We start from the raw sequence: 24,407 nt of genomic DNA on the forward strand, positions 1-24,407 counted from the left end.
GGTTCTACGCGCGTTACCCCATCCGGCGACGCCGGCCCCGCAGCCGACGCGTCAGCCGAAGATCAAATGATCGAACTCCCCGTCCTTCACGCCGAGCAGCATCGCCTCGATCTCGGCGCGGGTGTAGACGAGCGCGGGGCCGTCGGGAAACCGGGAGTTGCGGACGGCCACGTCACCACCGGGCAGCCGGGCGAACTCCACACAGGAGCCCTGGGAGTTGCTGTGCCGGCTCTTCTGCCAGTTCACCCCGTGCAGGCGCGTGGCGGCCATGCCGTTGTACACGCCGGACGCGCTCTCAACGTCGTACACGTCGTGGTCCACAGTCGCTCCCCGGTGATGCACTGGCTGATGAGGCCATAGATGCAGTGTCAACTGTGCGGGATCATAGCCGCGTTCACGTGCAGCTGCAGGAGCAGATGCACGTGCACGCGGGGTATTCCCCCGGTTACAGCTTTGACGAGCGCTTTACCCGAACCGTTCCAGCGTCTGCCCCAGAGCAGGCAGAACATGCGCGGCCCAGCCGCCACCCATGATCCGCCGGGCCATCAACTGCGCCGGGTCGTCCGGATCGAAGCCCTCGTGCACCAGAAAGAGACGCGTTCCGCGCCCTTCCTGTTCCAGGGTCCAGGTGATCGTCCAGTCGGCGGGATTGGCCGGATCGGCGTCCGCCCAGCGGACGGACAGCATCCGCTCCGCCTCGTAGGCGAGGACCTCCACCTCGACGACACCGGAGAAGCCGGTGTTGGGCCGCGGGACGGACGTCATCCGGTACCGGTGGCCGACCCGCAGACGGAAATCGGCGGCACCCGGCATCTGCCACTGGGCGAGCAGCGCCGGCTCGGTCAGCGCGCGCCACACCTTGGCGGGCGGATGCGGGAAGAACTGGTCGACGCGGACGGTGGTCAGGTCGTCGTCGGTGCTCATGAGGGGTCATCGTCGGGCATGCGGTCGAGCAGATCGCCGAGCCCCTTCAGCTGCTCTCGCCAGAACCGCTCGTACGGATGGAGCCACTCCTGCACCTCGGCGAGCGGCGCCGCCCGGAGCCGGTAGACCCGCTGCCGCCCCACGCGCTGCTCGGCAACGAGCCCTGCCTCCTTGAGCACCTTCAGATGCTCCGAGAGGCTGGGCCGGCGCATGTCGAAGTGATCGGCCAGCGCCTGCACGGGCTGGGGCCCGCCGTCCCGCAACAGCCGCAGCACCTCACGCCGAGTGGCGTTGGCGAGGGCGGCGAAGACACGGTCGTCAGCGGCGGTCGCCCCAGTACTCATGGCGGCTCAGCAACCTTCCTTCTCAGTCAGCCCCGCGCCGACGCCTCCGTCAGCAGCATCAGACCGTTGCCGTCGGGATCGGCGAAGGAGGCCATACGGCCCCACGGATGCTCCTCCGGCCCCTGCACCGCGACACCCGCCTCGGCGAGCCGGGCGCAGTCGGCGTCGACATCGGTCGTGACCAACATGATCCCCCGAGCCGACCCGGCCTCGAATCCCCCCATCCCCGGCCCCGCCAACGTGAACACGGTCTGCGCCCCCTTCGGCGCGACCTGAAGCCACCGCCCCGGCGGCATCCGCAGATCGGCGACCACCTCGAACCCCAGGACATCGGCATAGAAGCGCAGCGCCCGGTCCTGATCGGCGACGGGGAGGGTGACGAAGGAAGCGTGGGTGATGTTCATGGAACGACGATAGGTAGGACTTTCCCTACGCGTCAAGCGTAGGGAAAGTCCTACGCATAGACCCGACGACGGCCCGCAGCCGCCCACGGCGGGAAGGGGCCGGGGGCCGTCGGCGCTACGCACGCCACGACGCAACAGCGACGGGCCGCCGCAGGCATAAAAGCCGCAGGCATAAAAGGGGCGCGGGGAACTGCGCGAGCAACCACAACGCAACCCGCACAGGCCGCCGCAGGCAAAGGCGAGCAACCCCCCCACCCACCCGCGGACAAACGACATCGGCCGGGTCTGGAACCGCCTCCGAACCCGTTGGTAACGTGACCACCCGTGACCCCCCAGACCCCCCGCCTCGCACTCGCGGCAGCCACCGCCCTGACCGGCGCCCTCGCCCTGACCGCCTGCAGCGGCGGCAGCGGCGGCAAGGACGACGGCAAGGACGCCACCCCCCGAACCCCCACCGCGTCGGCGCCCCAGTCCCCGACCGCCACCCCCACCCCCGCCGGCGACCTGGACGGCAACTGGCTCACCACCAACGGCGGCAAGGCGATCGTCCTGGTCATCACCGGCAAGCAGGCGGGCCTGTTCACCACCGGCGGCAGCGTGTGCAACGGAGAAGCCGAGTCCCGCACGATCCACCTGAAGTGCGCCAACGGCGCCGCAGGCGACCGCACGACCGGCCGAGTCGACTCCGTGGACAAGTCGTCCCTGAAGGTCACCTGGGAGGGTGACGTCGGCACGGAGACGTACACCCGCTCCGAGGGGGGCAAAGTGCCTCCCCGCCTGCCCACGGCGGGCCTGGGCTCATAACACCGGCACCACACGACGCCACGCGGCGCCACACCGCGCTCGCCCACGCACGCGCATGCGCGATGATCCTGACGCACCGTCTCGATCTCAGGGGAACCCACTCATGCGCGCCACGCCGATCACCGTCGCCGCCCTCGCCGCGGCCCTCCTCCTCACCGCCTGCGACAGCAGCAACGACACCGCAGGCGGCACCGACAACGCCAATGCCGCGAGCGGCACCACCGCGACCGGCACCGCCTGCCGCCTGGGCACCGTAGGCGCACAGGTCGGCCCGGTCAGCGAAGCCCCGGCCGCCGGGGACACCGGCACCGTCACCGTCACGCTCACCAACCAGGGCACCGACTGCACCCTGGAGGGCTTCCCGCAGGTCACGCTCCAGGCCGGCGAGAAGAAGGCGACGGTTCCGGCCGACCAGGCCGCACAGAGCCAGAAGCTGACCCTGGCCAAGGACGCGACCGCGTCCTTCACGATCACCTACACGCGCGCGGCGGAGTCGTCCGGCGCACAGAGCCTCGCCGCGAAGACGGCGACGTTCACCCTGCCCGGCGGCAGGGAAACGCAGGACTTCCCGTGGTCGTACGGCGAGGTCGCCCTCAAGGACAGCGCACCGGACGCCACGGTGAGCGGCTTCCAGCAGTCCGGCGACTGACCCGGACCAATCACACCCCGGGGACCCGGCCGCACCCCGGGAACCCCCTCACGGCAACCGAGGCCGCTCGGCCACCCGCGCCCGATCCGCCGCCCGAGCGCCCTCGGTCCACCCCGCCGCGTCACTCACTCCCCGCAGCCGGGTGGAGACGGTCTCCGGGAACATCCGGTCGGCCGTGGCCGTGACGGCGACCTCCCGGGAGGCGAGCACCGGCAGCAGGTCGTCGCTGACCTGCGTCTCGGCGGCAGCCGCGAGCCGGGCACCGATGCGATGGGCGTAGGCGGCGAGGAAGGACTGCCGGAAGGTCTTCGTCCGCTTACGCCCGCCCTTCCGCTGCTCCGCCTCCGCCTTGGCCAGCGCCGACTGGGCCTGCACCAGCAGCGAGGTGTGGAGCAGCTCGACGGCCTCCAGATCGGCCTCGAAGCCGACGACCGTGGAGAAGCACAGCGCCTCGTTCCACACCGCACGACAGTGGTTGGCGGTGGCGACCGCGTCCAGCAGCACCGCTTTGGCCTGCTCGTAGGGCGGTTCGACACCGATCCGGCAGGCACCGGGCGCGTCCGGGGCCGGCGCCTGCGCGTCGAGCAGCGCCTCGTCGACGCTGTGCCGGGCCATGAGCTCCTGCGCCTTGGCGGACAGCGCCTCGGCCTCCTCCGGGTAGCCGGTCGCCTCGGCCTTGGCGAGCAGGGCGCGGATGCGGCCGAGCATGCGGGAGTCGGAGGTGTGGGCGCGGCGCGGCTCCTCCAGGGGCTCCAGCGCGGGCAGCCGCAGCAGCAGGCGGTACAACTCCAGCACGGCGGTGGCATGCGTGAACCGGTCGGAGCGGGCCGCCGCCGGACCGGGCAACTCCTCCAGCTGCGCCCGCCAGCGCACGCCACGGGCCCGGTCGTCGGGCGCCTGCGCGCGGACGAGGTCGGCGACGAGCCGCACATGGACGTCGTCCAGCTCACGCCGCACGATCCGCACGACGTCGGCGGGCTGCCAGCCGCGCCGCCACAGCGCGGCCACGAACTCCCGCCCGCGCCTCTCGACTTCACCGTCCGCCGCGGGGTCGGCGGCCAGCAGGGAGGCACCGGTGTCCAGGGCGGCCACACCGGTGTCGTACAGAGCGGCCTCGAAGGCGCGATCGACGGTACTCACCCACCGATCGTGACACGGGCCTCTGACATCGACCCATGTCAACCGAAGGTTGACACTCCAACCTCTGTCAACCTATGGTTGACGCATGTCGAAGAACCCCGACACCACCGACACCGAAACGTCCACCACAACGTCCAGCACAACGGCATTCACGCCGTCCGTACGCCTCGACGACCTCATCGCAGCCATCAAAAAGGTCCACGACGAGCCCCTCGAACAGCTCCAGGACGCCGTGATCGCCGCCGATCACCTCGGCGAGGTGGCCGACCACCTGATCGGCCACTTCGTCGACCAGGCCCGCCGCTCCGGCGCGTCCTGGACCGACATCGGCAAGAGCATGGGCGTCACCCGGCAGGCGGCCCAGAAGCGCTTCGTGCCGAAGGAGTCGACCGACCTCGACCCCAGCCAGGGCTTCAACCGCTACACCCCCCGCGCCCGCAACGTCGTCGTGAGCGCCCACAACGAGGCCAAGGCGGCACACAGCGCCGAGGGCCTCCCCGAGCACCTGGTCCTCGGCCTGCTCGCCGAACCGCAGGGGCTGGCCGCGCAGGCGATCACCGCCCAGGACGTCTCCCTCGACGCGGTCCGCGAGGCCGCCCGGGCGGCGCTTCCGCCGGCCGTGGAGGACGCGCCCGAACTGGTGCCGTACAGCTCCTCGGCGAAGAAGGTCCTGGAGCTGACCTTCCGCGAGGCCCTGCGCCTCGGCCACAACTACGTCGGCACCGAGCACATCCTGCTGGCCCTGCTGGAGCACGAGAACGGCGAGGGCGTCCTCAGCTCGCTCGGCATCGACAAGCCGGCCACCGAACGGCACATCGCGGAGCTGCTCGCCCGGATCGTCGCAGCCGACCAGCCCGGACAGGACGGCTGAAGCGTCGCCCTCCGGACGCTCGGGAACTACCGGTACCACCGCGTTCCCGCAGCTCAGAACGCATTGTCAGACCCCCCTGCCACACTCACGACATGACCGACCGCTGGGCACTCGCTCCGGCCGAGGACGGTGGCGTGGACGTCGCACCCCTCGGCCCGGACGGGCTGCCCGCCGGTCCGGTCGTACGGGAGGAGGACCCGTCCCGGGCGGTCCGCAGCCGGCCGGACGTCACACGCTGGGTGTGGCGGTCGACCGCCGAGGTCTATCCGCGTCTGCTCGCCACGGGGGTGCGAGTCGAGCGGTGCTACGACGTCGAGGACGCCGAGACCCTCCTCCTGGGCCACGAGGGACGCTCCGGCGAACCTCGTTCGGCGGCCGCCGCGCTGGCCCGGCTGCGCGGCGGCCCCGTACCGCCCGATCCACCGCAGCGGTCCGCCGAGCCGGGCGCCCAGTCCACGCTCTTCGAACCGCAGGGCACCCGCCTGCCGCTGACCGACCTGCTCACGGTCTACGCCGAGCAGCAGCGCCGGCACGCGCGGGCCGAACACCCCGACCGGATGCGGCTGCTGACGGCGGCCGAGTCGGCGGGGATGCTGGTGGCCGCCGAGATGAACCACGCCGGGCTGCCCTGGCGCGCGGACGTCCACCGCGCCGTCCTGCACGACCTGCTGGGCGAGCGGTACGCGGGCGGGGGTGAGCCGCGCCGCCTGGCCGAGCTCGCCGACGAGGTCTCCGCCGCCTTCGGCCGCCGCGTCCGCCCCGACCTGCCCGCCGACGTGGTCAAGGCGTTCGCGCAGGCGGGGATCAAGGTCAGATCGACCCGCCGCTGGGAGATCGAGTCCGTCGACCACCCGGCGGTGAAGCCGCTGCTGGAGTACAAGAGGCTGTACCGCATCTGGGTCGCCCACGGCTGGTCCTGGCTGCAGGACTGGGTGCGCGAGGGCCGGTTCCGCCCCGAGTTCCTCGCCGGCGGCACGGTCACCGGGCGCTGGGTGACCAACGGCGGGGGCGCGCTGCAGATCCCCCGCGTGATCCGGCGGGCGGTGGTCGCCGACCCCGGCTGGCGGCTCGTGGTCGCCGACGCGGACCAGATGGAGCCGCGCGTCCTGGCCGCGATCTCCCGCGACCCGGGGCTGATGGAGGTGGCCGGCCGCGAGAGCGACCTCTACCAGGAGGTGTCCGACCGCGCCTTCTCCGGTGACCGCGCCCAGGCCAAGCTCGCCGTGCTCGGCGCGATCTACGGCCAGACCTCCGGCGACGGCCTGAAGAACCTCGCCGCGTTGCGCCGCCGCTTCCCGCAGGCGGTGGCCTACGTCGACGAGGCGGCCCGGGCCGGGGAGGAGGGCCGGCTGGTGCGCACCTGGCTGGGCCGGACCTGCCCGCCGGCGGCGAGCGCGGCCGACGACACCGGCGAGGGCATCCCGGCCGCGGAGGAGGACACCGGCGACCGGGCCTGGGTGCCGGGGTACGCCTCGACCGACGCCCGCGCGCGGGGCCGCTTCGCCCGCAACTTCGTGGTCCAGGGCAGCGCCGCGGACTGGGCCCTGCTGCTGCTCGCCGGGCTGCGCCGGCGGTGCGCGAGCATGGCGGCCGAGCTGGTCTTCTTCCAGCACGACGAGGTGATCGTGCACTGTCCCGAGGAGGAGGCCGAGGCGGTCGTCGCGGCGATCCGGGAGGCGGCCGACCTGGCCGGCCGGCTGACCTTCGGCGAGACGCCGGTGCGGTTCCCGTTCACGACGGCGGTGGTGGAGTGCTACGCCGACGCCAAGTGACCGCCCACCGCCCGGCCCAGCCGCGCCGGTACGGCCCGGCTGTCCGCCCGCCGACTTTTATGTGATCATGACATTCGATTCCGGCCAGTCGGTGCGCGCGGTGCACCCGTGCACGCGCTACTCGGGGGAGTGTCGCCGCCGTGGCCGGATCCGGGGACACACGAGGACCTCGGTCGTCAGAGGTGAACGACCGGGGTCCTCGTCCCCACCTCCACCGCGCCGCGCGGCCCGGCTCAGATCACCGGCGGCCGGCCCAGCCGGGTGAGCCGCCACACCGTGCGCCAGCGCATCGGGCGCCGCTCCCCCGCCGGTTCGCGCAGACCCTCGGCGAAGCCGCCGAACCACGCCCGCAGCCCGCCCGCCGACCGGGTGCGCAGCAGCGTGACGGCCACCCACACACCGAGATGGACGGGGATGAGCGGCAGCGGCAGCCTCCGCCGGACCAGCCAGACCCGGTTGCGGGCGGTGACCCGGTAGTAGATGGCGTGCCGCGCGGGCGAGGTCTTCGGGTGCTGCAGCAGCAGCTCGGGGGCGTAGAGGATCTTCCAGCCCGCGTCGACGGCCCGCCACGCCAGGTCGGTCTCCTCGTGCGCGAAGAAGAACTCCGCGGGCCAGTCGCCGATCTCGGCCAGCATCGCCATCCGGAACGCGTGCCCACCACCGAGGAACCCGGTGACGTACCCGCCGCGCAGCGGGTCGGCGTCACCGGCCCTCGGGACGTGCCGCCGCTGCGTCTCGCCGTTCTCGTCGGCGATCCGGAAACCCACGATGCCGAGCCGCGGATCGCCCGCGAACAGCTCCCCCACCCGACGGAGCACATCCGCGTCGACGAGCAGCCCGTCGTCGTCGAGCTCCACCACGATGTCGACGTCACCGAACTCACGCAGCCGGGCGAGGGCGACATTGCGCCCGCCGGGGCACCCGAGGTTCTCCTCCGTCTCGATGACGGTGACCTCACCGGGCAGCGACAGCCGGTCACCGAACTCCGGCAGCCGGCAGCCGTTGCCGACGATCACGACACGGGCGGGCGCGAGATCCTGCTTGGCCACGGACTCCAGCAGGGCGTCGACCTCGGCGGGCCGGTTCCCCATGGTCACCACGGACACCGCGATCCTCGGCTCCACCAACACCCCTCACCCCATCCGGCCACCGACCGCACCCGCGTCCTCGCCGCGCAGGCCCGTCGTTCACCAAGATGTTGCCTCAGAGCCCGGGGTTGTCCTGACACCCATTCACTTTGCGCCCTCTTTACACCCTTTTCCCCACCCCGGCCGAACACAAAAGAACCCCAGGTCAGAAAAGGTCTGACCCGGGGTCCCAGTGGAGCCGCTTTCGGGATTCGAACCCGAGACCTACGCATTACGAGTGCGTTGCTCTGGCCATCTGAGCTAAAGCGGCACGCTGCCCGCACCATGGTGCGATCGGCAACGTCGGTAAGTCTACACAGTTTCCGGGGGTGCTTCGTACCGGCCCCGGGCCAGCGCTCCGGGGCCGGGGCCGGCGGGGCTACGAGCAGCGCTTCCCGCCGGCCGGCGGGGTGCCGCGCAGCAGGTAGGCGTCGATCGCGGAGTCGATGCAGGAGCTGCCGCGGCCGTAGGCGGTGTGGCCGTCGCCGACGTAGGTGAGCAGGCGGGCGGAGGACAGCTGGCCGGCCAGGGCCTGGGCCCAGGGATAGGGGGTCGCCGGGTCACGGGTGGTGCCGACGACCACGATCGGGGCGGCCCCGTGGGCCTCGATGCGGTGCGGCTCGCCCGTCGCCCGCACCGGCCAGTACGCGCAGTTCAGGGACGACCAGGCCAGGCCCGCGCCGAACACCGGGGACGCCTTCTCGAAGGCGGGCAGGGCCTTCTCCACGTCCCGCGGGGAGTCGAAGGCGGGTGGCAGGTCCAGGCAGTTCACGGCGGCGTTGGCGAACATCAGGTTCGCGTAGCGGCCGGAGGCGTCCCGCTCGTAGTAGCTGTCGGCGAGGGACAGCAGCCCGGCGCCGTCGTTCTCCTTCATCGCCGACGTCAGAGCCTCGCGCAGCTGCTCCCAGGCCGCCTCGTCGTACATCGCCGCGATCACTCCGGTCGTGGCGAGCGCCTCACCGAGTGTGCGGCCGTCGGCGTCACCGGCGGGGACGGGGTGTGCGTCGAGCTTCCGGAAGAACGCCTTCAGATGGACGCCGACCTGCTCAGGGGTGGTGCCCCGGCCGCCGAGCGGGCAGTCGGGATGCTTCACGCAGTCCTTCGCGAAGGACTGGAACGCCGTCTCGAAGCCCGCCGTCTGGTCCAGGTTCATCCGGCGGGCCGACAGGGACGGGTCCATCGCGCCGTCCAGCACCAGCCGTCCCACCCGGTCCGGGAACAGCCCGGCGTAGGTCGCGCCCAGGAAGGTGCCGTACGACGCGCCCACGTAGTTCAGCTTCCGGTCCCCGAGCGCCGCCCGCACGATGTCCATGTCCCGGGCCGCCTCCACCGTGGAGACGTGCCGCAGCAGCTTCGCCGAGCGCGCGCCGCAGCCCTCCGCGAACTTCCGGTACGCCTCGACCAGCTCGTCCGTCTCCTCCTGGTCGTCCGGCGTGACGTCGGTCTGCGTGTACGCGTCCATCTGACGTCCGTCGAGGCATTCGACGGGCTCGCTGCGGGCCACGCCCCGCGGGTCGACGGCGACCATGTCGTAGCGGGCGCGGACCTCCGCCGGGTAGCCGACGCCGGCGTACTGCTGGACGTAGGCGATCGCCGAGCCGCCCGGGCCGCCCGGGTTGACCAGCAGCGATCCCAGCGGCTTGCCCGGTCCGGTGGCCTTCTTGCGGGCCACCGCGAGCCGTACGTCACCGGCTTCGGGGTGGGCGTAGTCGAGCGGGGCCCTCACCGTGGCGCACTGGAAGCCGGGGACACCGCACGCGCGCCAGCTCGGCCTCTGGCCGTAGTACGACGCCAGCGCGGACGGCGTGGCGTGCGGCAACGCGGCCAGCGCCGCCTGGGCCGCCGTCGTGCTGCGGGTGTCCGCCGCCGTCGAACCGCCGGCCGAGCAGCCGGACGCGAGCAGCGCCGCGGCGGCCAGGAGGCCGGCGGCGGTGCGGGACCTGCGAAGAGTGCGCCTTGTGTACATTCGGCGAGCGTAACGCTGCGCGATGCACCGAACGCGCTCCGTGCGCGACGTGACCCGTACGAGTTACGCCGGGGATCAACCGATCCGGGGGATCAGCCCGATCTGAGGGCCATCGTCATCGCCTCCACCGCCAGCAGCGGCGCCACGTTGCGGTCCAGGGCCTCGCGGCACGCGGCGATCGCCTCGATACGGCGCAGGGTGGCCTCGGGGGTGCCGGAGCGGGCCAGGCGTTCCAGCGCGTCCTCGGCGTCCGCGTTGGCGATGGCGACGCGGGAGCCGAGCTGGAGGGCGAGGACGTCGCGGTAGAACGCGGTGAGGTCGGTCAGCGCCAGGTCCAGGCTGTCGCGCTGGGTGCGGGTGCGGCGCCGCTTCTGCTTGTCCTCCAGGTCCTTCATCACGCCCGCGGTGCCGCGCGGCAGCCGGCCGCCCTGGGCCGCGCCGAGCGCCGCCTTCAGCTCCTCGGTCTCCTTGGCGTCCAGCTCCTCGGCGAGCGCCTTGGCGTCCTCGGCGGCGGCGTCGACGAGTTCCTGCGCGGCCTTGAGGGCGCCGCCGACGTCCGCCACACGCAGCGGCAGCTTCAGCACGGCGGCGCGGCGCTCCCGCGCGGCCGGGTCGGTGGCCAGGCGGCGGGCCCGGTCGACGTGCCCCTGGGTGGCGCGGGCGACGGCCGCCGCCACGTCGGGCTCGATGCCCTCCCGGCGGACCAGCATGTCGGCCACGGCGGCCACGGACGGCGTGCTCAGGTTCAGGTGGCGGCAGCGGGAGCGGATCGTCGGCAGCACGTCCTCGATCGAGGGGGCGCACAGCAGCCACACCGTGCGCGGGGCGGGCTCCTCGACGGCCTTGAGGACGGCGTTGGCGGACTTCTCGTTCAGCCGCTCGGCGTCCTCGACGAGGATGACCTGCCAGCGGCCGTTCGCCGGTGACGTGAACGACTTGCGGACCGTGTCCCGCATGTCGTCCACGAGGATCTGCGCGCCGACGGCGGCGACGGTCGAGACGTCGGCGTGGGTGCCGATCAGCGCCGTGTGGCAGCCGTCGCAGAAGCCGCAGCCGGGGACGCCGCCGAGCGCCCGGTCCGGGCTCACGCACTGCAGTGCGGCGGCGAAGGCCCGCGCCGCGTGGACGTGCCCGGCGCCGGGCGGGCCGGTGAACAGCCAGGCGTGCGTCATCTTCGACGCCTCCGGCGCCGGTCCGCCGGTCTCGGCCGCGGTCACCAGGGCGTCGGCGTCCCGGGCAGCGGCGGCGAGCTGCTCGCTCACCCGCTCCTGCCCGACCAGGTCGTCCCACACGGCCATGGGTCACGCCGCCTTCCGTCCTGCAACTCTTGCGGAATCCATTGTGCGGGGCACCACTGACAACGCGGGACGCCGACCGCAGCAGGCGCCCCGCGTCCGGCTCACGGCTCGCGAGCCCCGCCCCCGAGGCCGTACCTCAGCGCCCCCGGCCCCGGCCGGGACCCCGGCCGCGGGGGTCCTCGTCGTACTCCTCGTCCTCAAAGCGCGGGCCGAGCAGTTCGTCGGCCAGGGTGGGCAGGTCGTCCAGCGGGGTCTCCTCGGCCCAGTCCGCGCGGGGGCGGCGCGTGGGCATGCCGTCCGCGTCGAGCTGCGGAAGCTCCCGGGTGCGGTCGTCGGAGCCGTCGGGGCGCGGCGCCGGCCGCTCGTCGCGGAAGTATCCCGGCGGCACCCGGTCCGCCGGGCTGTCCCCGCCCACGGGCGGCAGCACGGCGGTCTCCTCCGCGTCCGCCGGGGGCACCGGCGGCAGGACGGCCGTCTCGTCGGCCGCGTCGGCCGGGACCTGCGGCAGCACCGCCGTCTCGTCCGCCGCGCCTTGCGGGGCCGGCGGCTGCGGCAGCTCCGCCGTCACCTCGGCGTCGGAGCCGGCGGCGGGCTTGCCGGGGCGGTCGGCGTCGGCCGGCTCGTCGCGCACCGGGCGCAGTACCGCCGTCTCCTCCACGGGCCCGCCCGTCGCGTTGGTGGGCGTCACCACCGGCGTCGGCACGGTCGCCGCGTCCGGTGCCACCGCCGGCGGCGTCGGCTTGGGGCCGGCCTGCGCGGCCGCCGCGGCCTGCTCCGCCGCCCGGCGTGCCTGCTCCGCCCGCAGCAGGGCCTCCTCGGCCTTGCGCTGCTTCTCCAGGCGCTCCCGCTCGGCCTCGGCGCGCAGCCTGGCCTCCTCCTCGGCCTGCCGGCGCCGCTGCTCCTCCTCGGCGCGGCGGCGGGCCTCCTCCTCGGCGCGGGCCTTCTCCTCGGCGAGCAGCCGGGCCCGCTCCTCCTCGGCACGCCGGCGGGCTTCCTCGGCCCGCTGCCGGGCCTCCTCGGCCTGCCGTTCGGCCTCGCGGCGCTGGGCCTCCTCCAGCTCGCGCCGCTTGCGCTCCTCCTCCTCGGCGCGCAGCCGGGCGAGCTCCTCCTGGCGCTCGCGCTCCAGGCGCTCCTCCTCGGCCTTGCGGGCGGCCTCTTCCTCGGCCTTGCGGCGGGCCTCCTCCTCGGCCTTGCGCCGGGCTTCCTCCTGGGCCTGGATCTCGGCCTCGGACAGCGGCAGCACCTGGTCGAGCCGGTGCCGGATGACCGTCGTGACGGCCTCGGGCTCCTGGCCGGCGTCCACCACCAGGTAGCGGCCGGGGTCGGCGGCGGCCAGCGTGAGGAAACCGGAGCGCACGCGCGCGTGGAACTCCGCCGGCTCCGACTCCAGCCGGTCCGGTGCCTCGGTGAACCGCTCGCGCGCGGTCTCCGGGGCGACGTCCAGCAGAACGGTCAGATGCGGCACCAGGCCGTTGGTCGCCCACCGGTTGATCCGGGCGACCTCCGTCGGCGACAGGTCGCGACCCGCGCCCTGGTAGGCCACCGAGGAGTCGATGTACCGGTCGGAGATCACGACCGCTCCGCGTTCCAGGGCGGGCCGGACGACGGTGTCGACGTGCTCGGCGCGGTCGGCCGCGTACAGCAGCGCCTCCGCGCGGTGGGACAGCCCGGCCGACGACACGTCCAGCAGGATGGAACGCAGGCGCTTGCCGACCGGCGTGGCGCCCGGCTCGCGTGTGACGACGACCTCGTGGCCCTTGCCGCGGATCCACTCGGCGAGCGCCTCGGCCTGGGTGGACTTGCCGGCGCCGTCGCCGCCCTCCAGGGCGATGAAGAAGCCCGCGGCGGCGGGCGCCTGCACCGGGTCGTCACCGAGCAGCGCGTCGCGCAGGTCGTGCCGCAGGGGCACGCCCGCGCGGTCGTCGACCTTGGCGAGAACCAGCACGGCCACCGGCAGCAGCAGCGCGCCGACGAGCATCAGCGTGAAGGCCGCGCCGCCGTGCGCGAAGACGAACTTGCCGTTCTCCAGCCGGTGCGGGCCGATCCCGGCGGCGATCAGGGGGGCGACCACGGCGGCGAGGGCGACGAAGACCCGGACCACGGCGTGCAGGTGCTCGGTGGTGCGGGGCCGGCGGAAGTCCTCGGTCTCCTGGTCGAGCAGGGTGTGCCCGGTGTTGGCGGCCACGCCCGCGCCGACGCCGGCCAGGGCGACGATCAGCAGGACGCTGGTGACGTCCGGGACGAGCCCGGCGGCGAGCAGGGCGATGCCGGTGAAGGCGATCGACAGCGACAGCAGCCGGCGTCGCGACAGCGACACCAGCACCTTGGGCGCCGTACGGATGCCGGCCACGACGCCGCCGGCCAGCGCGGCGACCAGCAGGCCGTAGAGCACCGGGCCGCCGCCGAGGTCCTTGGCGTGCAGCACGCACACGGCGACGGTGGCGGAGATCGCCCCGGCGACGGCCGCGCAGGCGAACACCAGCAGCGGGATCGCGCCGGTGCGGCCCTTGTCGGCGCCGGTGCCGGTGCGCGGGCGGCGCAGGCCCTCCAGGGGCGAGCGGGCGCGCGGGGTGCGCGTGGCGGGCAGCTCCAGGAAGGTCACCACGGACAGGGAGGCGGCGAACAGGCCGGCCGCCACATACGCGGCGAGGGCCGCCTGGTGCTGGTCGAACCAGTCGATGCCAGTGGCGAGCAGGTTGTTCAGCAGCGCGGCGAGGACCAGGACGGCGGCGCCGAGCGGGACCGAGACGAAGCCGGTGCGCAGGGACAGCCGGCGCAGGGCGTCGAGGTGGTCCGGCAGCGGCCGTACCGTGGCGCCCTCGGGCGGCGGGGCGGGCAGCAGCGCGGGCGCCGCGCTCTCCCGGCACACGGCCCACAGCCGCTCGGCGACCGAGGTGAGGAAGGCGGTGACCAGCAGGAGAGCGAGCGCGTTGTCCGGCGTCCAGTCGATCCACAGGGGCGCGACGATGAGCAGCGCGGCCCGCACGCCGTCGGCTCCGGCCATGGTCCAGCGGCGGTCGAGGGGGCCGTCCGGCGAGGTCAGGGTGGTCAGCGGGCCGAGCAGGATCGCGCCGAAGAGCAGGGTGGCCAGTATGCGCACCCCGAAGACGGTCGCCACTGCGAACGCCACGCCTCGGTAGCCGCCGCCGAAGGAGCCCTGGTCGACGGCCGCCTGCAGGGCGAGCAGGACCAGGACCAGCAGCGCGAGGACGTCTCCGACACCCCCCACCAACTGCGCGCTCCACAGCCGCCTGAGCTGCGGATGGCGCAGCAGCGCGCGCACGGCGCGCTCGCGGGAGTCCGCTACCAGGGCGTCGTCCGGTACCGGGTTGGGGGCCGTTGGCTGCTCGGCTCGCGTCATGCATTCAGACTATCGGGCGCCACCGACAGTCACCGGACACCGTCCGAACACGCGCGCGCCCCGACACCGATGTGGGTGCCGGGGCGTGCCGTTCGCGAACGTGGCGCCGGGTCGGGGCGCCGGGGACGTCAGTCCTCGGCCACCGCCTGGGACGCCGCCGTCTTCTTCGCGGCCGTCTTCTTGGCCGCACTCTTGGCGGTGGTCGTCTTCTTCGCCGCGGTCTTCTTCGCGGCCGTGGTCTTCTTGGCGGTCGTGGTCTTCTTCGCCGCGGTCGCCTTCTTCGCCGGGGCCTTCTTGGCCGTCTTCTTGGCCGGGCCCTTCGCGCGCTTCTCGGCGAGCAGCTCGAAGCCGCGCTCCGGGGTGATCGTCTCGACGCTGTCGCCTGAGCGCAGGGTCGCGTTGGTCTCCCCGTCGGTGACGTACGGCCCGAAGCGGCCGTCCTTGACCACGACCGGCTTGCCGCTGACCGGGTCCTCGCCCAGTTCCTTCAGCGGCGGCTTGGCCGCGGCGCGACCGCGCTGCTTGGGCTGGGCGTAGATCGCCAGCGCCTCTTCCAGCGTGATCGTGAAGATCTGGTCCTCGGACTGCAGGGAGCGCGAGTCCGTGCCCTTCTTCAGGTACGGGCCGTAGCGGCCGTTCTGCGCGGTGATCTCCTGGCCCTCGGCGTCGGTGCCGACGACGCGCGGCAGCGACATCAGCTTCAGCGCGTCCTCCAGCGTCACCGTGTCCAGGGACATCGACTTCAGCAGCGACGCCGTGCGCGGCTTGACCGCGTTCTTGCCGGTCTTCGGGGTGCCCTCGGGGAGGATCTCCGTCACGTACGGGCCGTAGCGGCCGTCCTTGGCGACGATCGTGTGACCGGTGGCCGGGTCGGTGCCCAGCTCGTAGTCGCCGCTCGGCTTGGCGAGCAGTTCCTCGGCCAGCTCGACGGTCAGCTCGTCCGGCGCCAGGTCGTCCGGGATGTCGGCGCGCTGGTGCTGCTCGGTGTCTTTCTCGCCGCGCTCGATGTACGGGCCGTAGCGGCCGACGCGGAGCACGATGTCGTTGCCGACCGGGAACGAGGACACCTCACGGGCGTCGATCGCGCCGAGGTCGGTGACCAGTTCCTTGAGGCCGCCGAGGTGGTCGCCGTCGCCGTTGCCGGCGTCGGCCGCGGCGCCCTCGGCGTTGCCCTCGCCGAAGTAGAAGCGCTTCAGCCACGGCACGGCCTGCGCCTCGCCGCGGGCGATGCGGTCGAGGTCGTCCTCCATCTTGGCGGTGAAGTCGTAGTCGACGAGCCGCCCGAAGTGCTTCTCCAGCAGGTTGACCACGGCGAAGGACAGGAAGGACGGCACCAGGGCCGTGCCCTTCTTGAAGACGTAGCCGCGGTCGAGGATCGTGCCGATGATCGACGCGTACGTCGAGGGGCGGCCGATCTCGCGCTCTTCCAGCTCCTTGACCAGGGACGCCTCGGTGTAGCGGGCGGGCGGCTTGGTCGCGTGGCCGTCGGCGGTGATCTCCTCGGCGCTCAGCCGGTCGCCCTCGGCGACCTGCGGCAGCCGGCGCTCGCGGTCGTCGAGCTCGGCGTTCGGGTCGTCGGCGCCCTCGACGTAGGCCTTGAGGAAGCCGTGGAAGGTGATCGTCTTGCCGGACGCGCTGAACTCGACGTCCCGCCCGTCGGCGGCCGTGCCACCGATCTTCACGGTGACGGAGTTGCCGGTCGCGTCCTTCATCTGGGAGGCGACGGTCCGCTTCCAGATCAGCTCGTACAGCTTGAACTGGTCACCGGTCAGACCGGTCTCCGCGGGGGTGCGGAAACGGTCCCCCGAGGGACGGATCGCCTCGTGCGCCTCCTGCGCGTTCTTCACCTTGGCGGCGTAGGTGCGCGGGGCGTCCGGCAGGTACTCGGCGCCGTACAGCTGCGTGACCTGGGCGCGGGCGGCCGCGATGGCGGTGTCGCTCAGCGTCGTGGAGTCCGTACGCATGTACGTGATGTAGCCGTTCTCGTACAGCTTCTGCGCGATCTGCATCGTGGCCTTCGCGCCGAAGCCGAGCTTGCGACTGGCCTCCTGCTGCAGCGTCGTCGTACGGAACGGGGCGTACGGCGAGCGGCGGTAGGGCTTGGACTCGACGGACCGCACGGAGAACTGCGTGTTCTCCAGGGCGGCGGCCAGGGCGCGGGCGTTCGCCTCGTCGAGGTGCAGGATGTTCGCGCTCTTGAGCTGTCCCAGGGAGTCGAAGTCGCGGCCCTGTGCGATGCGCCGGCCGTCGACGGTCTGCAGGCGGGCGACCAGCGACGACGGGTCGGACGGGTCCCCGGCGCGGCCGGTCGCGAAGGTGCCCGTCAGGTCCCAGTACTCGGCGGAGCGGAACGCCATGCGCTCGCGTTCCCGCTCCACCACGAGACGGGTGGCGACGGACTGCACGCGGCCGGCGGACAGCCGGGGCATGACCTTCTTCCACAGCACCGGGGAGACCTCGTAGCCGTAGAGACGGTCGAGGATGCGGCGGGTCTCCTGGGCGTCGACCAGCTTCTGGTTGAGCTGGCGCGGGTTGGCGACGGCGGCCTGGATCGCGGACTTGGTGATCTCGTGGAAGACCATCCGCTTGACCGGGACCTTCGGCTTGAGGACTTCCTGCAGGTGCCAGGCGATGGCCTCGCCCTCGCGGTCCTCATCGGTGGCGAGGTAGAGCTCGTCGGACTCCTTCAGCAGGTCCTTGAGCTTCTTGACCTGGGCCTTCTTGTCGGCGTTGACGACATAGATCGGCTGGAAGTCGTGCTCGACGTCCACGCCGAGGCGGCGGACCTCGCCGGTGTACTTCTCGGGCACCTCCGCGGCGCCGTTGGGAAGGTCGCGGATGTGCCCGACGCTCGCTTCGACGACGTAGCCCGGGCCGAGGTAGCCCTTGATCGTCTTCGCCTTGGCAGGCGACTCGACGATGACGAGTCGGCGGCCGCCCTGTGCGGTCTCGCTGGTCGGGGACAACTTCGCTCTTCTCTCCGGTCGACGCTGGGCCTCCCCAGGCCTGGTTTCCCGGGGTCGGGTCTTCTCTTCGTGGCGCGCTCGCCGCCGGGCTCTACCGCCGGTCCCGTCGGCGCGCTCGCTGGTGACGCTGCGGAGTGTGACGGTACAGCCCGCCCCCGTGTCAAACGGGAAAAGCCCGCAACGGCCACTCGAACGGTAACCCGAGAAACGCCGATCCTGCCGCCCGGACTGTCCGCCCGCTGTTTCGGCCCTGTCCGGAGCGTGACGTTCCCATTACCCGCGGTCGAGGCCGCGGTGAGCCCTCAGACCTGGGCGAAGCACCACAGGCCGACGCCCAGCGCGGCCACCGCCGCCAGCGTCGCGAGGGTCGCCGATGCGACCGGCCTCACACCGTGGGCGACCGGCTCCCCGTGCCGGGCCCGGACTGCGGTCCACACCAGCAGTGCGCCTCCGAACAGGGCGAACACCACTCCTGCGAAGATCGCCGGTCCGCTCTCCATGGCTGGCGTGCCCCTGTTCTCCCGTCCGCGAGTTCCCGGTGCCGGGAGACTGACACGCGCGGGCGGCGGGCAGGCGAACCCGGGGTGAACGGCGCGCTGCCGATCACCCCGAAGCAGGCACCGGGCACCTTCGGCGGAACGGCATGGAAGACTTTTTCGCCTTTTTCGCGGCGGGCCGTTTTCGCCACCACCACCGTGCACCTACGTCACACAGGTCCCACACCGCTCAGCGGGCCCTCGACGCCCTCACTGGGCCGGCTCAAGGAATCCTTGTTCCACCAGCAGGCGGATCTGGGCGGGCGTGCGGTCGCGCAGCAGCACCGGGTCCTCGCCCATCAGCTGGGCGATCGCGTCCAGGATGCGGCCGGCGCTCAGCGTGCCGTCGCACACGCCGGCGAAGCCCGCGCCGATCGTGTCGACCTTGGTGGCCCGCCGCATGCCACGGTTCTGCCGCAGCACGACGTGCTCGGGGTCCTCCGCGCCGGGCAGCCCGACCTGCTCCTGCACCACCTCGGCGGCCAGCCGGTAGTGCGCCGCGAGCAGCGCCGCGTCGTCGTGCTCGCGCAGGTGGTCCAGGCGCCGGAAGTGCTCCCGTACGGTGTCGCCGAGCGGCTGCTCCACGGGGTGCGGCCACTCCTCGACGGTGATCGAGGGCTCGTCGGAGTCCGTACGGCGCAGGGTGATCCACCCGAAGCCCACGGCCCTCACCTTGCGCGCCTCGAACTCCTCCAGCCAGGCGTCGTACCGCGCCTGGTACTCGGCCGGGTCCGAGCGGTGGTCACCGGCGTCCCTCAGCCACAGCTCGGCGTACTGCGTGACGTCCTGCACCTCGCGCTGCACGATCCACGCGTCGCAGCCGCGGGGCACCCATGACCTGAGCCTGTCCTGCCAGTCCTCCCCTTCGACGTGCTGCCAGTTGGCGAGGAACTGCGCGAATCCGCCCGGGTTGAGCCGTTCCCCCGCTCCTTGAACGAGCGAGCGGCACAGATCGTCCCCGCCCATCCCGCCGTCCCGGTAGGTGAGCCGCGCACCGGGCGAGATCACGAACGGCGGATTGGAGACGATCAGGTCGAACGTCTCGTCCTGACGCAGCGGCTCGAACAGCGATCCCTGCCGCAGGTCCGCCTCGGGCGCCCCGGACAGCGCCAGCGTCAGCGCGGTGATGTGCAGCGCCCTCGGGTTCAGGTCGGTCGCCGTCACCCGCGTGGCGTGCTGGGCGGCGTGCAGCGCCTGGATGCCCGAGCCGGTCCCGAGGTCCAGCGCGGCGGCCACGGGTGTGCGCACGGTGATGCCGGCCAGTGTCGTGGAGGCGCCCCCCACACCGAGGACCACCTCCTCGTTGCGGCTGCCGATGCCTCCCGCCCCGCCGACCGCGCAGCCCAGGTCGGAGACGATGAACCAGTCCTCACCGTCGGCCCCGCCGTACGGCCGCACGTCCACGGTGGCGGCCACCTCGTCCCCAAAGACGCCGACGAGCCATCCGCTGCCCAGGCAGGCGTCCACGGGCAGCACGTCCGCCACCCGGGCCCGCGGCACCGGCTGCTGCAGCAGGAACAGCCGTACGAGCGTCTCCAGCGGCGTGTCACCGCGGGTCGCCCGCAGCGCGGGCACGGTCTCGCTGCGTGCCAGCGCCGCGTAGGCGGGCGCCCCGAGCAGATCGAGCAGCCCGTCGGCGGTGAACGAGGCGCCGAGCAGCGCGTCGCGCAGCCGGCCGGCCACATCACGGTCGACGGAGGGCAGGGGGGAGAGGGTGGCGTTACTCACGCCCCCATTGTGTCCCGGACGCCCGAAGGACGCGCCGGCGTCAGCTCTTGGTGGCCGGTGCGGACGCCGGTGCGGAGGCGGTCTTGCAGCTCTCCTGCTTGCTCATCGCCTTGCCGACGTCGCCCTCCTCCAGGTTCTTCAGCGCGTCGCTGCCGCTCTTGCTGAGCTTGTCCAGCTCGGTGGCGATGCCCTTCAGCCCGTCGGCGAACTTCGCCTGGTCCGTGGTGTTCAGCGCGTCGACCTGCTTCTTCAGCGCCGCGTACTTCGCGGACAGGCCCTCCAGCTCCTTCACGGCGTCCTGCTGCTTCTTCTCGCCGCCGTCCACGTTCGGCGCCCCGGCCCGCTGCACCGCGACCCCGATCGCCTTGTACGCGTCGGACATGTCCTGGAAGGCCCGCGAGTCGGTCGCCTGGACCTCCTTGGGCGCGCTGTTGTCCGAGGTCTCCTTCTGGATCGCGGCGTTGGCGGCCTCGATCTTCTTCGCCTGCGGCTGCACCGCGTCGCAGACCTGCTTGGCCCAGGCATCCAGCTTCTCGTTGCCGTCGTCGCTGCTGCACCCGGACAGCGCCAGTACCAGTACCGCACCGCCGGACAGTGCGGCCGCGAGCTTCTTGTTCACCGGATTGGTCCCTTCCATGGCTCTCGGCCCCGGAACATACACGCCACCCGCGCACCACCCGCACTCCGGATGCCCGAATGCTCCCTCTTTATAGCCATTCGCACCACGCGAGAGAAGGCTCACGACCAGGCCACGACCCGGGCCCGGGCACAGCACGGCGGGCGGCCGGCGCGTCAACACGCGCCGCCCGCCCGCCCTTTGACCGGGACGGGGGCCCGGGCTCTACGAAACCACCGCCGCATCAGGCGACTTGGGCGACTGCTCGGCGCTGTCCTCGTCCCCGACGGCGATACCGCGCCGCTTGGAGACGTACACCGCCGCGAGGATCACCAGGAAGGCGAGCACCGCGACCACCACCCGGATCCCGATGCTCTTGTCCGCGCCGTAGGAGAACTTGATGACCGCGGGCGCGATGAGCAGCGACACCAGGTTCATCACCTTCAGCAGCGGGTTGATGGCGGGGCCGGCGGTGTCCTTGAAGGGGTCGCCGACAGTGTCGCCGATGACCGTCGCCGCGTGCGCCTCGCTGCCCTTGCCGCCGTAGTGGCCGTCCTCCACGAGCTTCTTGGCGTTGTCCCAGGCGCCACCGGAGTTGGCGAGGAACACCGCCATCAGCGTGCCCGCACCGATCGCGCCGGCCAGATACGAGCCGAGCGCGCCCACGCCGAGCGTGAACCCGATGAAGATCGGCGCCATCACCGCGAGCAGTCCGGGCGTCGCCAGTTCCCGCAGCGCGTCCTTGGTGCAGATGTCGACGACCTTGCCGTACTCCGGTTTCTCGGTGAAGTCCATGATCCCGGGCTTCTCACGGAACTGCCGGCGCACCTCGAACACCACCGAACCCGCCGACCGCGACACCGCGTTGATCGCCAGCCCGGAGAAGAGGAAGACGACCGCCGCGCCCGCCATGAGCCCGACGAGGTTGCTGGGCTGGGAGATGTCCATCGACAGACTCAGCGGCGCTCCCGGGCCCGTCAGCTTCTCGCCCACGTCATGGACGTTCGTGGTGATCGCGTCGCGGTACGACCCGAACAGCGCCGACGCCGCGAGCACGGCCGTGGCGATGGCGATGCCCTTGGTGATGGCCTTGGTGGTGTTGCCGACCGCGTCCAGGTTGGTGAGCACCTGCGCGCCGGCGCCCTCGACGTCGCCGGACATCTCGGCGATGCCCTGGGCGTTGTCGGAGACCGGACCGAAGGTGTCCATCGCCACGATCACGCCGACCGTGGTGAGCAGGCCGGTGCCGGCCAGCGCGACCGCGAACAGCGCCAGCATGATCGACGTGCCGCCGAGCAGGAACGCCCCGTACACGCTCAGACCGATCAACAAGGCGGTGTACACGGCCGATTCGAGTCCGACGGAGATACCGGCGAGGACGACGGTGGCGGGTCCGGTGAGGGACGTCTTGCCGATGTCCCGCACGGGGCGGCGGCTGGTCTCGGTGAAGTAGCCGGTCAGCTGCTGGATCACCGCGGCCAGCAGGATGCCGATCGCCACCGCGACCAGGGCGAGGATCCGCGGGTCGCCGTCCTTGCCGCGGATCGCCACATCGGTGACCCCGTCCAGCTCGGAGTACTTCGACGGCAGGTAGACGAAGACGGCGACCGCGACCAGCGCCAGCGAGATCACCGCGGAGATGAAGAAGCCGCGGTTGATCGCGCTCATACCGCTGCGGTCGGCGCGGCGCGGCGCGACCGCGAACACGCCGATCATCGCCGTGATCACGCCGATGGCCGGGACGAGCAGCGGGAAGGCGAGACCGAAGTCGCCGAACGCCGCCTTGCCGAGGATCAGCGCGGCCACCAGGGTGACGGCGTAGGACTCGAACAGGTCGGCGGCCATCCCGGCGCAGTCGCCGACGTTGTCGCCCACGTTGTCGGCAATGGTCGCGGCATTGCGCGGATCGTCCTCCGGAATGCCCTGCTCGACCTTGCCGACCAAGTCGGCGCCGACGTCGGCGGCCTTGGTGAAGATGCCGCCGCCCACCCTCATGAACATCGCGATCAGTGCCGCGCCCAGGCCGAAGCCCTCCAGCACCTTCGGCGCGTTCGCCGCGTACACCAGCACCACGCAGGACGCGCCGAGCAGGCCGAGTCCCACGGTGAACATGCCGACGACGCCACCCGTACGAAAAGCGATCTTCATCGCTTTGTGGGAAACGGCGGTGAGATCCTTTTCCGGCTCGCCGGGCGCCGGGGTCGCTTCCCGGGCCGCCGCAGCGACCCGCACATTGCTGCGCACGGCGAGCCACATGCCGATATAGCCGGTGGCCGCCGAGAACGCCGCGCCGATCAGGAAGAAGACCGACCGTCCGGCTCGCTGATTCCAGTCGTCCGCGGGCAGCAGCATGAGCAGGAAGAACACGACCACGGCGAATACGCCGAGCGTGCGCAGCTGCCGGGCCAGATAGGCGTTGGCGCCTTCCTGCACGGCTGCCGCGATCTTCTTCATGCTGTCGGTGCCCTCGCCCGCCGCCAGTACCTGACGCAGCAGCACGCCCGCGACCACCAGTGCGGCCAGGGCGACGACACCGATGACGATCACCAGGACGCGGTTGTCGTCGGTCAGCACCGCGGCTGCGAGGGTCGTGGGGTGGTCCAACCGATCTGGGAGAGAAAGCTCCGCCATTCGTCCTCCTTGACGCTTGGGCTGAGCTCACGATGTGGACGGATTGTAGGTACCCGTTCCTGATGTAAACAGGGCGCGGTAAACGGAATTCGCCGTCGGTCGAGTAATGCCCTGAAAGCATTCCCGGGGACGTTTTCCCGACACATCTCGTGCGACGCGTAGATCGTGAATTGCTTCACGAAATGCACCGCCTCTTACGCGTCACTTCGGAGGCGATGTGGTGCGTGAACCACTGTAGGGGCGGCCACTGACATCCGCACACGACGAAGGGCCCCACGAGGGGGCCCTTCGGGTGGTTCTCAGGTGGTGCGGCGGATGTACGGCGGTCAGGTGAGCGCCGTCGCCGGCGGGGTGGTCGGCCAGGTCATCCGGATCTGCCCGCCGTGCTCCCCCGCGGTGACCTCCACGTCGTCGACGAGGCCGGAGATGACCGCGAGGCCCATCTCGTCCTCCTCGACGTCCGCGTCGGGGTCACCGCCCGCGGCACCGGCCGACGCGCCGAGGGGCGCGTGCCGGGCCTCGTCGCCGACCTCGATGGAGAACTGTTTCTCCTCCTCGATCAGCAGCACCTTCACCGGCGCGCTGATGCCGCCGATCTGGTGCAGTCCGACGGCACGGCTGCACGCCTCACCGACGGCGAGCCTGACCTCGTCGAGGACGGCCTCGTCCACTCCGGCCCTGCGCGCCACCGCTGCCGCCACCAGCCGGGCGGTCCTGACATGCTCGGGCAGCGCGCTGAAGCGGAGCTCAACGGTGGCCATGCATCCCCCTCGCGGACTACGGGCGTGCTGTCGAGGGGCCGGGCCGCGCGGGCCCGGTCCCCCTGCTGTTCAACTCGGCCGCCCCGGGCCCACGCCCGGGAGGCGTGCTCAGTCGGTCGCCGCCACCGCTTCGTCGACCGAGGTGTGGATCGGGAACACCTTGGTCAGACCGGTGATGCGGAAGATCTTCAGAATGCGCTCCTGGTTGCAGACGAGGCGCAGCGAGCCCTCGTGGGCGCGCACCCTCTTCAGGCCGCCCACCAGCACGCCGAGCCCGGTGGAGTCGAGGAAGTCCACGCCCTCCATGTCGACGACGAGGTGGAAATTCCCGTCGTTCACCAGCTCGACCAGCTGCTCGCGCAGCTTGGGCGCGGTATATACGTCGATTTCGCCACCGACCTCGACGACCGTACGATCGCCGACGGTACGGGTCGACAGGGACAGGTCCACGGATCCTCCAGCACCTTGCTATCGAGCGGTCGTCCCTCGGGACACCTCGGCTTGCAGCC

At 72.1% G+C, this 24,407-nt stretch carries 20 protein-coding genes and 1 tRNA gene; 4 read left to right on the forward strand and 17 right to left on the reverse strand.

Annotated features, from left to right (window positions below):
- Window positions 1-51: 51 nt before the first annotated feature.
- The 4 genes from C3489_RS09000 to C3489_RS09015 form a co-directional block, all read right to left on the reverse strand.
- The gene (locus tag C3489_RS09000; RefSeq protein WP_103781229.1) at window positions 52-321 is read right to left on the reverse strand and encodes a DUF397 domain-containing protein; all 270 of its coding nucleotides are present in this window, start codon (window positions 319-321) and stop codon (window positions 52-54) included.
- Window positions 322-465: 144 nt separating this feature from the next.
- Window positions 466-924 (reverse strand): SRPBCC domain-containing protein, encoded by a 459-nt coding sequence (locus C3489_RS09005; protein ID WP_103781230.1) that lies wholly within the window; start codon window positions 922-924, stop codon window positions 466-468.
- On the reverse strand, window positions 921-1,268 hold the full coding sequence (locus tag C3489_RS09010) for a helix-turn-helix transcriptional regulator (RefSeq protein WP_103781231.1): 348 nt from the start codon (window positions 1,266-1,268) through the stop codon (window positions 921-923). The genes C3489_RS09005 and C3489_RS09010 overlap by 4 nt, the downstream gene beginning before the upstream one ends.
- A 26-nt stretch (window positions 1,269-1,294) precedes the next feature.
- Window positions 1,295-1,672 carry a VOC family protein gene (locus C3489_RS09015; RefSeq protein WP_103781232.1) on the reverse strand — a complete coding sequence of 126 codons (378 nt, stop codon included), beginning with the start codon at window positions 1,670-1,672 and terminating at the stop codon, window positions 1,295-1,297.
- Window positions 1,673-1,996: 324 nt separating this feature from the next.
- On the opposite strand from C3489_RS09015, the gene C3489_RS09020 reads away from it, so the two are divergent.
- Window positions 1,997-2,476 carry a hypothetical protein gene (locus C3489_RS09020; RefSeq protein WP_103781233.1) on the forward strand — a complete coding sequence of 160 codons (480 nt, stop codon included), beginning with the start codon at window positions 1,997-1,999 and terminating at the stop codon, window positions 2,474-2,476.
- Window positions 2,477-2,579: 103 nt separating this feature from the next.
- Window positions 2,580-3,125, forward strand: coding sequence for a DUF4232 domain-containing protein (locus C3489_RS09025; RefSeq protein ID WP_103781234.1), 546 nt, complete (start codon window positions 2,580-2,582; stop codon window positions 3,123-3,125).
- Window positions 3,126-3,173: 48 nt separating this feature from the next.
- On the opposite strand, the gene C3489_RS09030 is transcribed toward C3489_RS09025, so the two are convergent.
- Window positions 3,174-4,265: a DUF2786 domain-containing protein gene (locus tag C3489_RS09030; protein WP_258054615.1), complete on the reverse strand. Its 1,092-nt coding sequence runs from the start codon at window positions 4,263-4,265 to the stop codon at window positions 3,174-3,176.
- 85 nt (window positions 4,266-4,350) lie between these two features.
- Here C3489_RS09030 and C3489_RS09035 point away from each other — a divergent pair, with 85 nt between their 5' ends.
- Window positions 4,351-5,136, forward strand: a complete 786-nt coding sequence (locus tag C3489_RS09035; protein WP_103781236.1) for a Clp protease N-terminal domain-containing protein — start codon at window positions 4,351-4,353, stop codon at window positions 5,134-5,136.
- Between the two features lie 92 nt (window positions 5,137-5,228).
- A complete protein-coding gene (locus tag C3489_RS09040) occupies window positions 5,229-6,908 on the forward strand; it encodes a bifunctional 3'-5' exonuclease/DNA polymerase (protein ID WP_103781237.1) in 1,680 nt (559 codons plus the stop codon).
- 233 nt (window positions 6,909-7,141) lie between these two features.
- Here the strand turns inward: C3489_RS09040 and C3489_RS09045 are convergent, their stop codons facing one another.
- From C3489_RS09045 to bldG, 12 genes are all read right to left on the reverse strand, one after another.
- The gene (locus tag C3489_RS09045; protein ID WP_103781238.1) at window positions 7,142-8,035 is read right to left on the reverse strand and encodes a glycosyltransferase family 2 protein; all 894 of its coding nucleotides are present in this window, start codon (window positions 8,033-8,035) and stop codon (window positions 7,142-7,144) included.
- Window positions 8,036-8,229: 194 nt separating this feature from the next.
- A tRNA-Thr gene (locus C3489_RS09050) sits at window positions 8,230-8,306 on the reverse strand.
- A gap of 108 nt (window positions 8,307-8,414) precedes the next feature.
- Window positions 8,415-10,001, reverse strand: a complete 1,587-nt coding sequence (locus C3489_RS09055; protein WP_103781239.1) for an alpha/beta hydrolase — start codon at window positions 9,999-10,001, stop codon at window positions 8,415-8,417.
- 92 nt (window positions 10,002-10,093) lie between these two features.
- Window positions 10,094-11,299: a DNA polymerase III subunit delta' gene (locus C3489_RS09060; protein WP_103781240.1), complete on the reverse strand. Its 1,206-nt coding sequence runs from the start codon at window positions 11,297-11,299 to the stop codon at window positions 10,094-10,096.
- Between the two features lie 136 nt (window positions 11,300-11,435).
- The gene (gene tmk / locus C3489_RS09065) at window positions 11,436-14,660 is read right to left on the reverse strand and encodes a dTMP kinase (protein ID WP_103781241.1); all 3,225 of its coding nucleotides are present in this window, start codon (window positions 14,658-14,660) and stop codon (window positions 11,436-11,438) included.
- A 128-nt stretch (window positions 14,661-14,788) separates the two neighbouring features.
- Window positions 14,789-17,626, reverse strand: coding sequence for a type I DNA topoisomerase (topA, locus tag C3489_RS09070; RefSeq protein ID WP_103781242.1), 2,838 nt, complete (start codon window positions 17,624-17,626; stop codon window positions 14,789-14,791).
- Window positions 17,627-17,928: 302 nt separating this feature from the next.
- Window positions 17,929-18,126, reverse strand: coding sequence for a hypothetical protein (locus C3489_RS09075; protein ID WP_103781243.1), 198 nt, complete (start codon window positions 18,124-18,126; stop codon window positions 17,929-17,931).
- Window positions 18,127-18,372: 246 nt separating this feature from the next.
- Window positions 18,373-19,890, reverse strand: coding sequence for a class I SAM-dependent methyltransferase (locus tag C3489_RS09080; protein ID WP_103781244.1), 1,518 nt, complete (start codon window positions 19,888-19,890; stop codon window positions 18,373-18,375).
- Window positions 19,891-19,930: 40 nt separating this feature from the next.
- Window positions 19,931-20,527: a small secreted protein gene (locus tag C3489_RS09085; RefSeq protein WP_103781245.1), complete on the reverse strand. Its 597-nt coding sequence runs from the start codon at window positions 20,525-20,527 to the stop codon at window positions 19,931-19,933.
- Between the two features lie 204 nt (window positions 20,528-20,731).
- Window positions 20,732-23,137 (reverse strand): sodium-translocating pyrophosphatase, encoded by a 2,406-nt coding sequence (locus C3489_RS09090; RefSeq protein WP_103781246.1) that lies wholly within the window; start codon window positions 23,135-23,137, stop codon window positions 20,732-20,734.
- Window positions 23,138-23,463: 326 nt separating this feature from the next.
- Window positions 23,464-23,898: an ATP-binding protein gene (locus C3489_RS09095; protein ID WP_103781247.1), complete on the reverse strand. Its 435-nt coding sequence runs from the start codon at window positions 23,896-23,898 to the stop codon at window positions 23,464-23,466.
- A 108-nt stretch (window positions 23,899-24,006) separates the two neighbouring features.
- Complete coding sequence (bldG, locus tag C3489_RS09100; RefSeq protein WP_009189842.1) at window positions 24,007-24,348, reverse strand: anti-sigma factor antagonist BldG; 342 nt, start codon at window positions 24,346-24,348, stop codon at window positions 24,007-24,009.
- Window positions 24,349-24,407 lie beyond the last annotated feature (59 nt).

It is taken from the genome of Streptomyces sp. Ru71, assembly GCF_002920535.1.
GTDB lineage: Bacteria > Actinomycetota > Actinomycetes > Streptomycetales > Streptomycetaceae > Streptomyces.

What these genes read in the sequence shown, in the direction of transcription:
- C3489_RS09005 (WP_103781230.1), bottom strand. Translation starts at nt 924, where the DNA reads ATGAGCACCGACGACGACCTGACCACCGTCCGCGTCGACCAGTTCTTC.
- C3489_RS09010 (WP_103781231.1), bottom strand. Translation starts at nt 1,268, where the DNA reads ATGAGTACTGGGGCGACCGCCGCTGACGACCGTGTCTTCGCCGCCCTC.
- C3489_RS09015 (WP_103781232.1), bottom strand. Translation starts at nt 1,672, where the DNA reads ATGAACATCACCCACGCTTCCTTCGTCACCCTCCCCGTCGCCGATCAG.
- C3489_RS09025 (WP_103781234.1), top strand. Translation starts at nt 2,580, where the DNA reads ATGCGCGCCACGCCGATCACCGTCGCCGCCCTCGCCGCGGCCCTCCTC.
- C3489_RS09035 (WP_103781236.1), top strand. Translation starts at nt 4,351, where the DNA reads ATGTCGAAGAACCCCGACACCACCGACACCGAAACGTCCACCACAACG.
- C3489_RS09040 (WP_103781237.1), top strand. Translation starts at nt 5,229, where the DNA reads ATGACCGACCGCTGGGCACTCGCTCCGGCCGAGGACGGTGGCGTGGAC.
- C3489_RS09055 (WP_103781239.1), bottom strand. Translation starts at nt 10,001, where the DNA reads ATGTACACAAGGCGCACTCTTCGCAGGTCCCGCACCGCCGCCGGCCTC.
- C3489_RS09060 (WP_103781240.1), bottom strand. Translation starts at nt 11,299, where the DNA reads ATGGCCGTGTGGGACGACCTGGTCGGGCAGGAGCGGGTGAGCGAGCAG.
- tmk (WP_103781241.1), bottom strand. Translation starts at nt 14,660, where the DNA reads ATGACGCGAGCCGAGCAGCCAACGGCCCCCAACCCGGTACCGGACGAC.
- C3489_RS09075 (WP_103781243.1), bottom strand. Translation starts at nt 18,126, where the DNA reads ATGGAGAGCGGACCGGCGATCTTCGCAGGAGTGGTGTTCGCCCTGTTC.
- C3489_RS09085 (WP_103781245.1), bottom strand. Translation starts at nt 20,527, where the DNA reads ATGGAAGGGACCAATCCGGTGAACAAGAAGCTCGCGGCCGCACTGTCC.
- C3489_RS09090 (WP_103781246.1), bottom strand. Translation starts at nt 23,137, where the DNA reads ATGGCGGAGCTTTCTCTCCCAGATCGGTTGGACCACCCCACGACCCTC.
- C3489_RS09095 (WP_103781247.1), bottom strand. Translation starts at nt 23,898, where the DNA reads ATGGCCACCGTTGAGCTCCGCTTCAGCGCGCTGCCCGAGCATGTCAGG.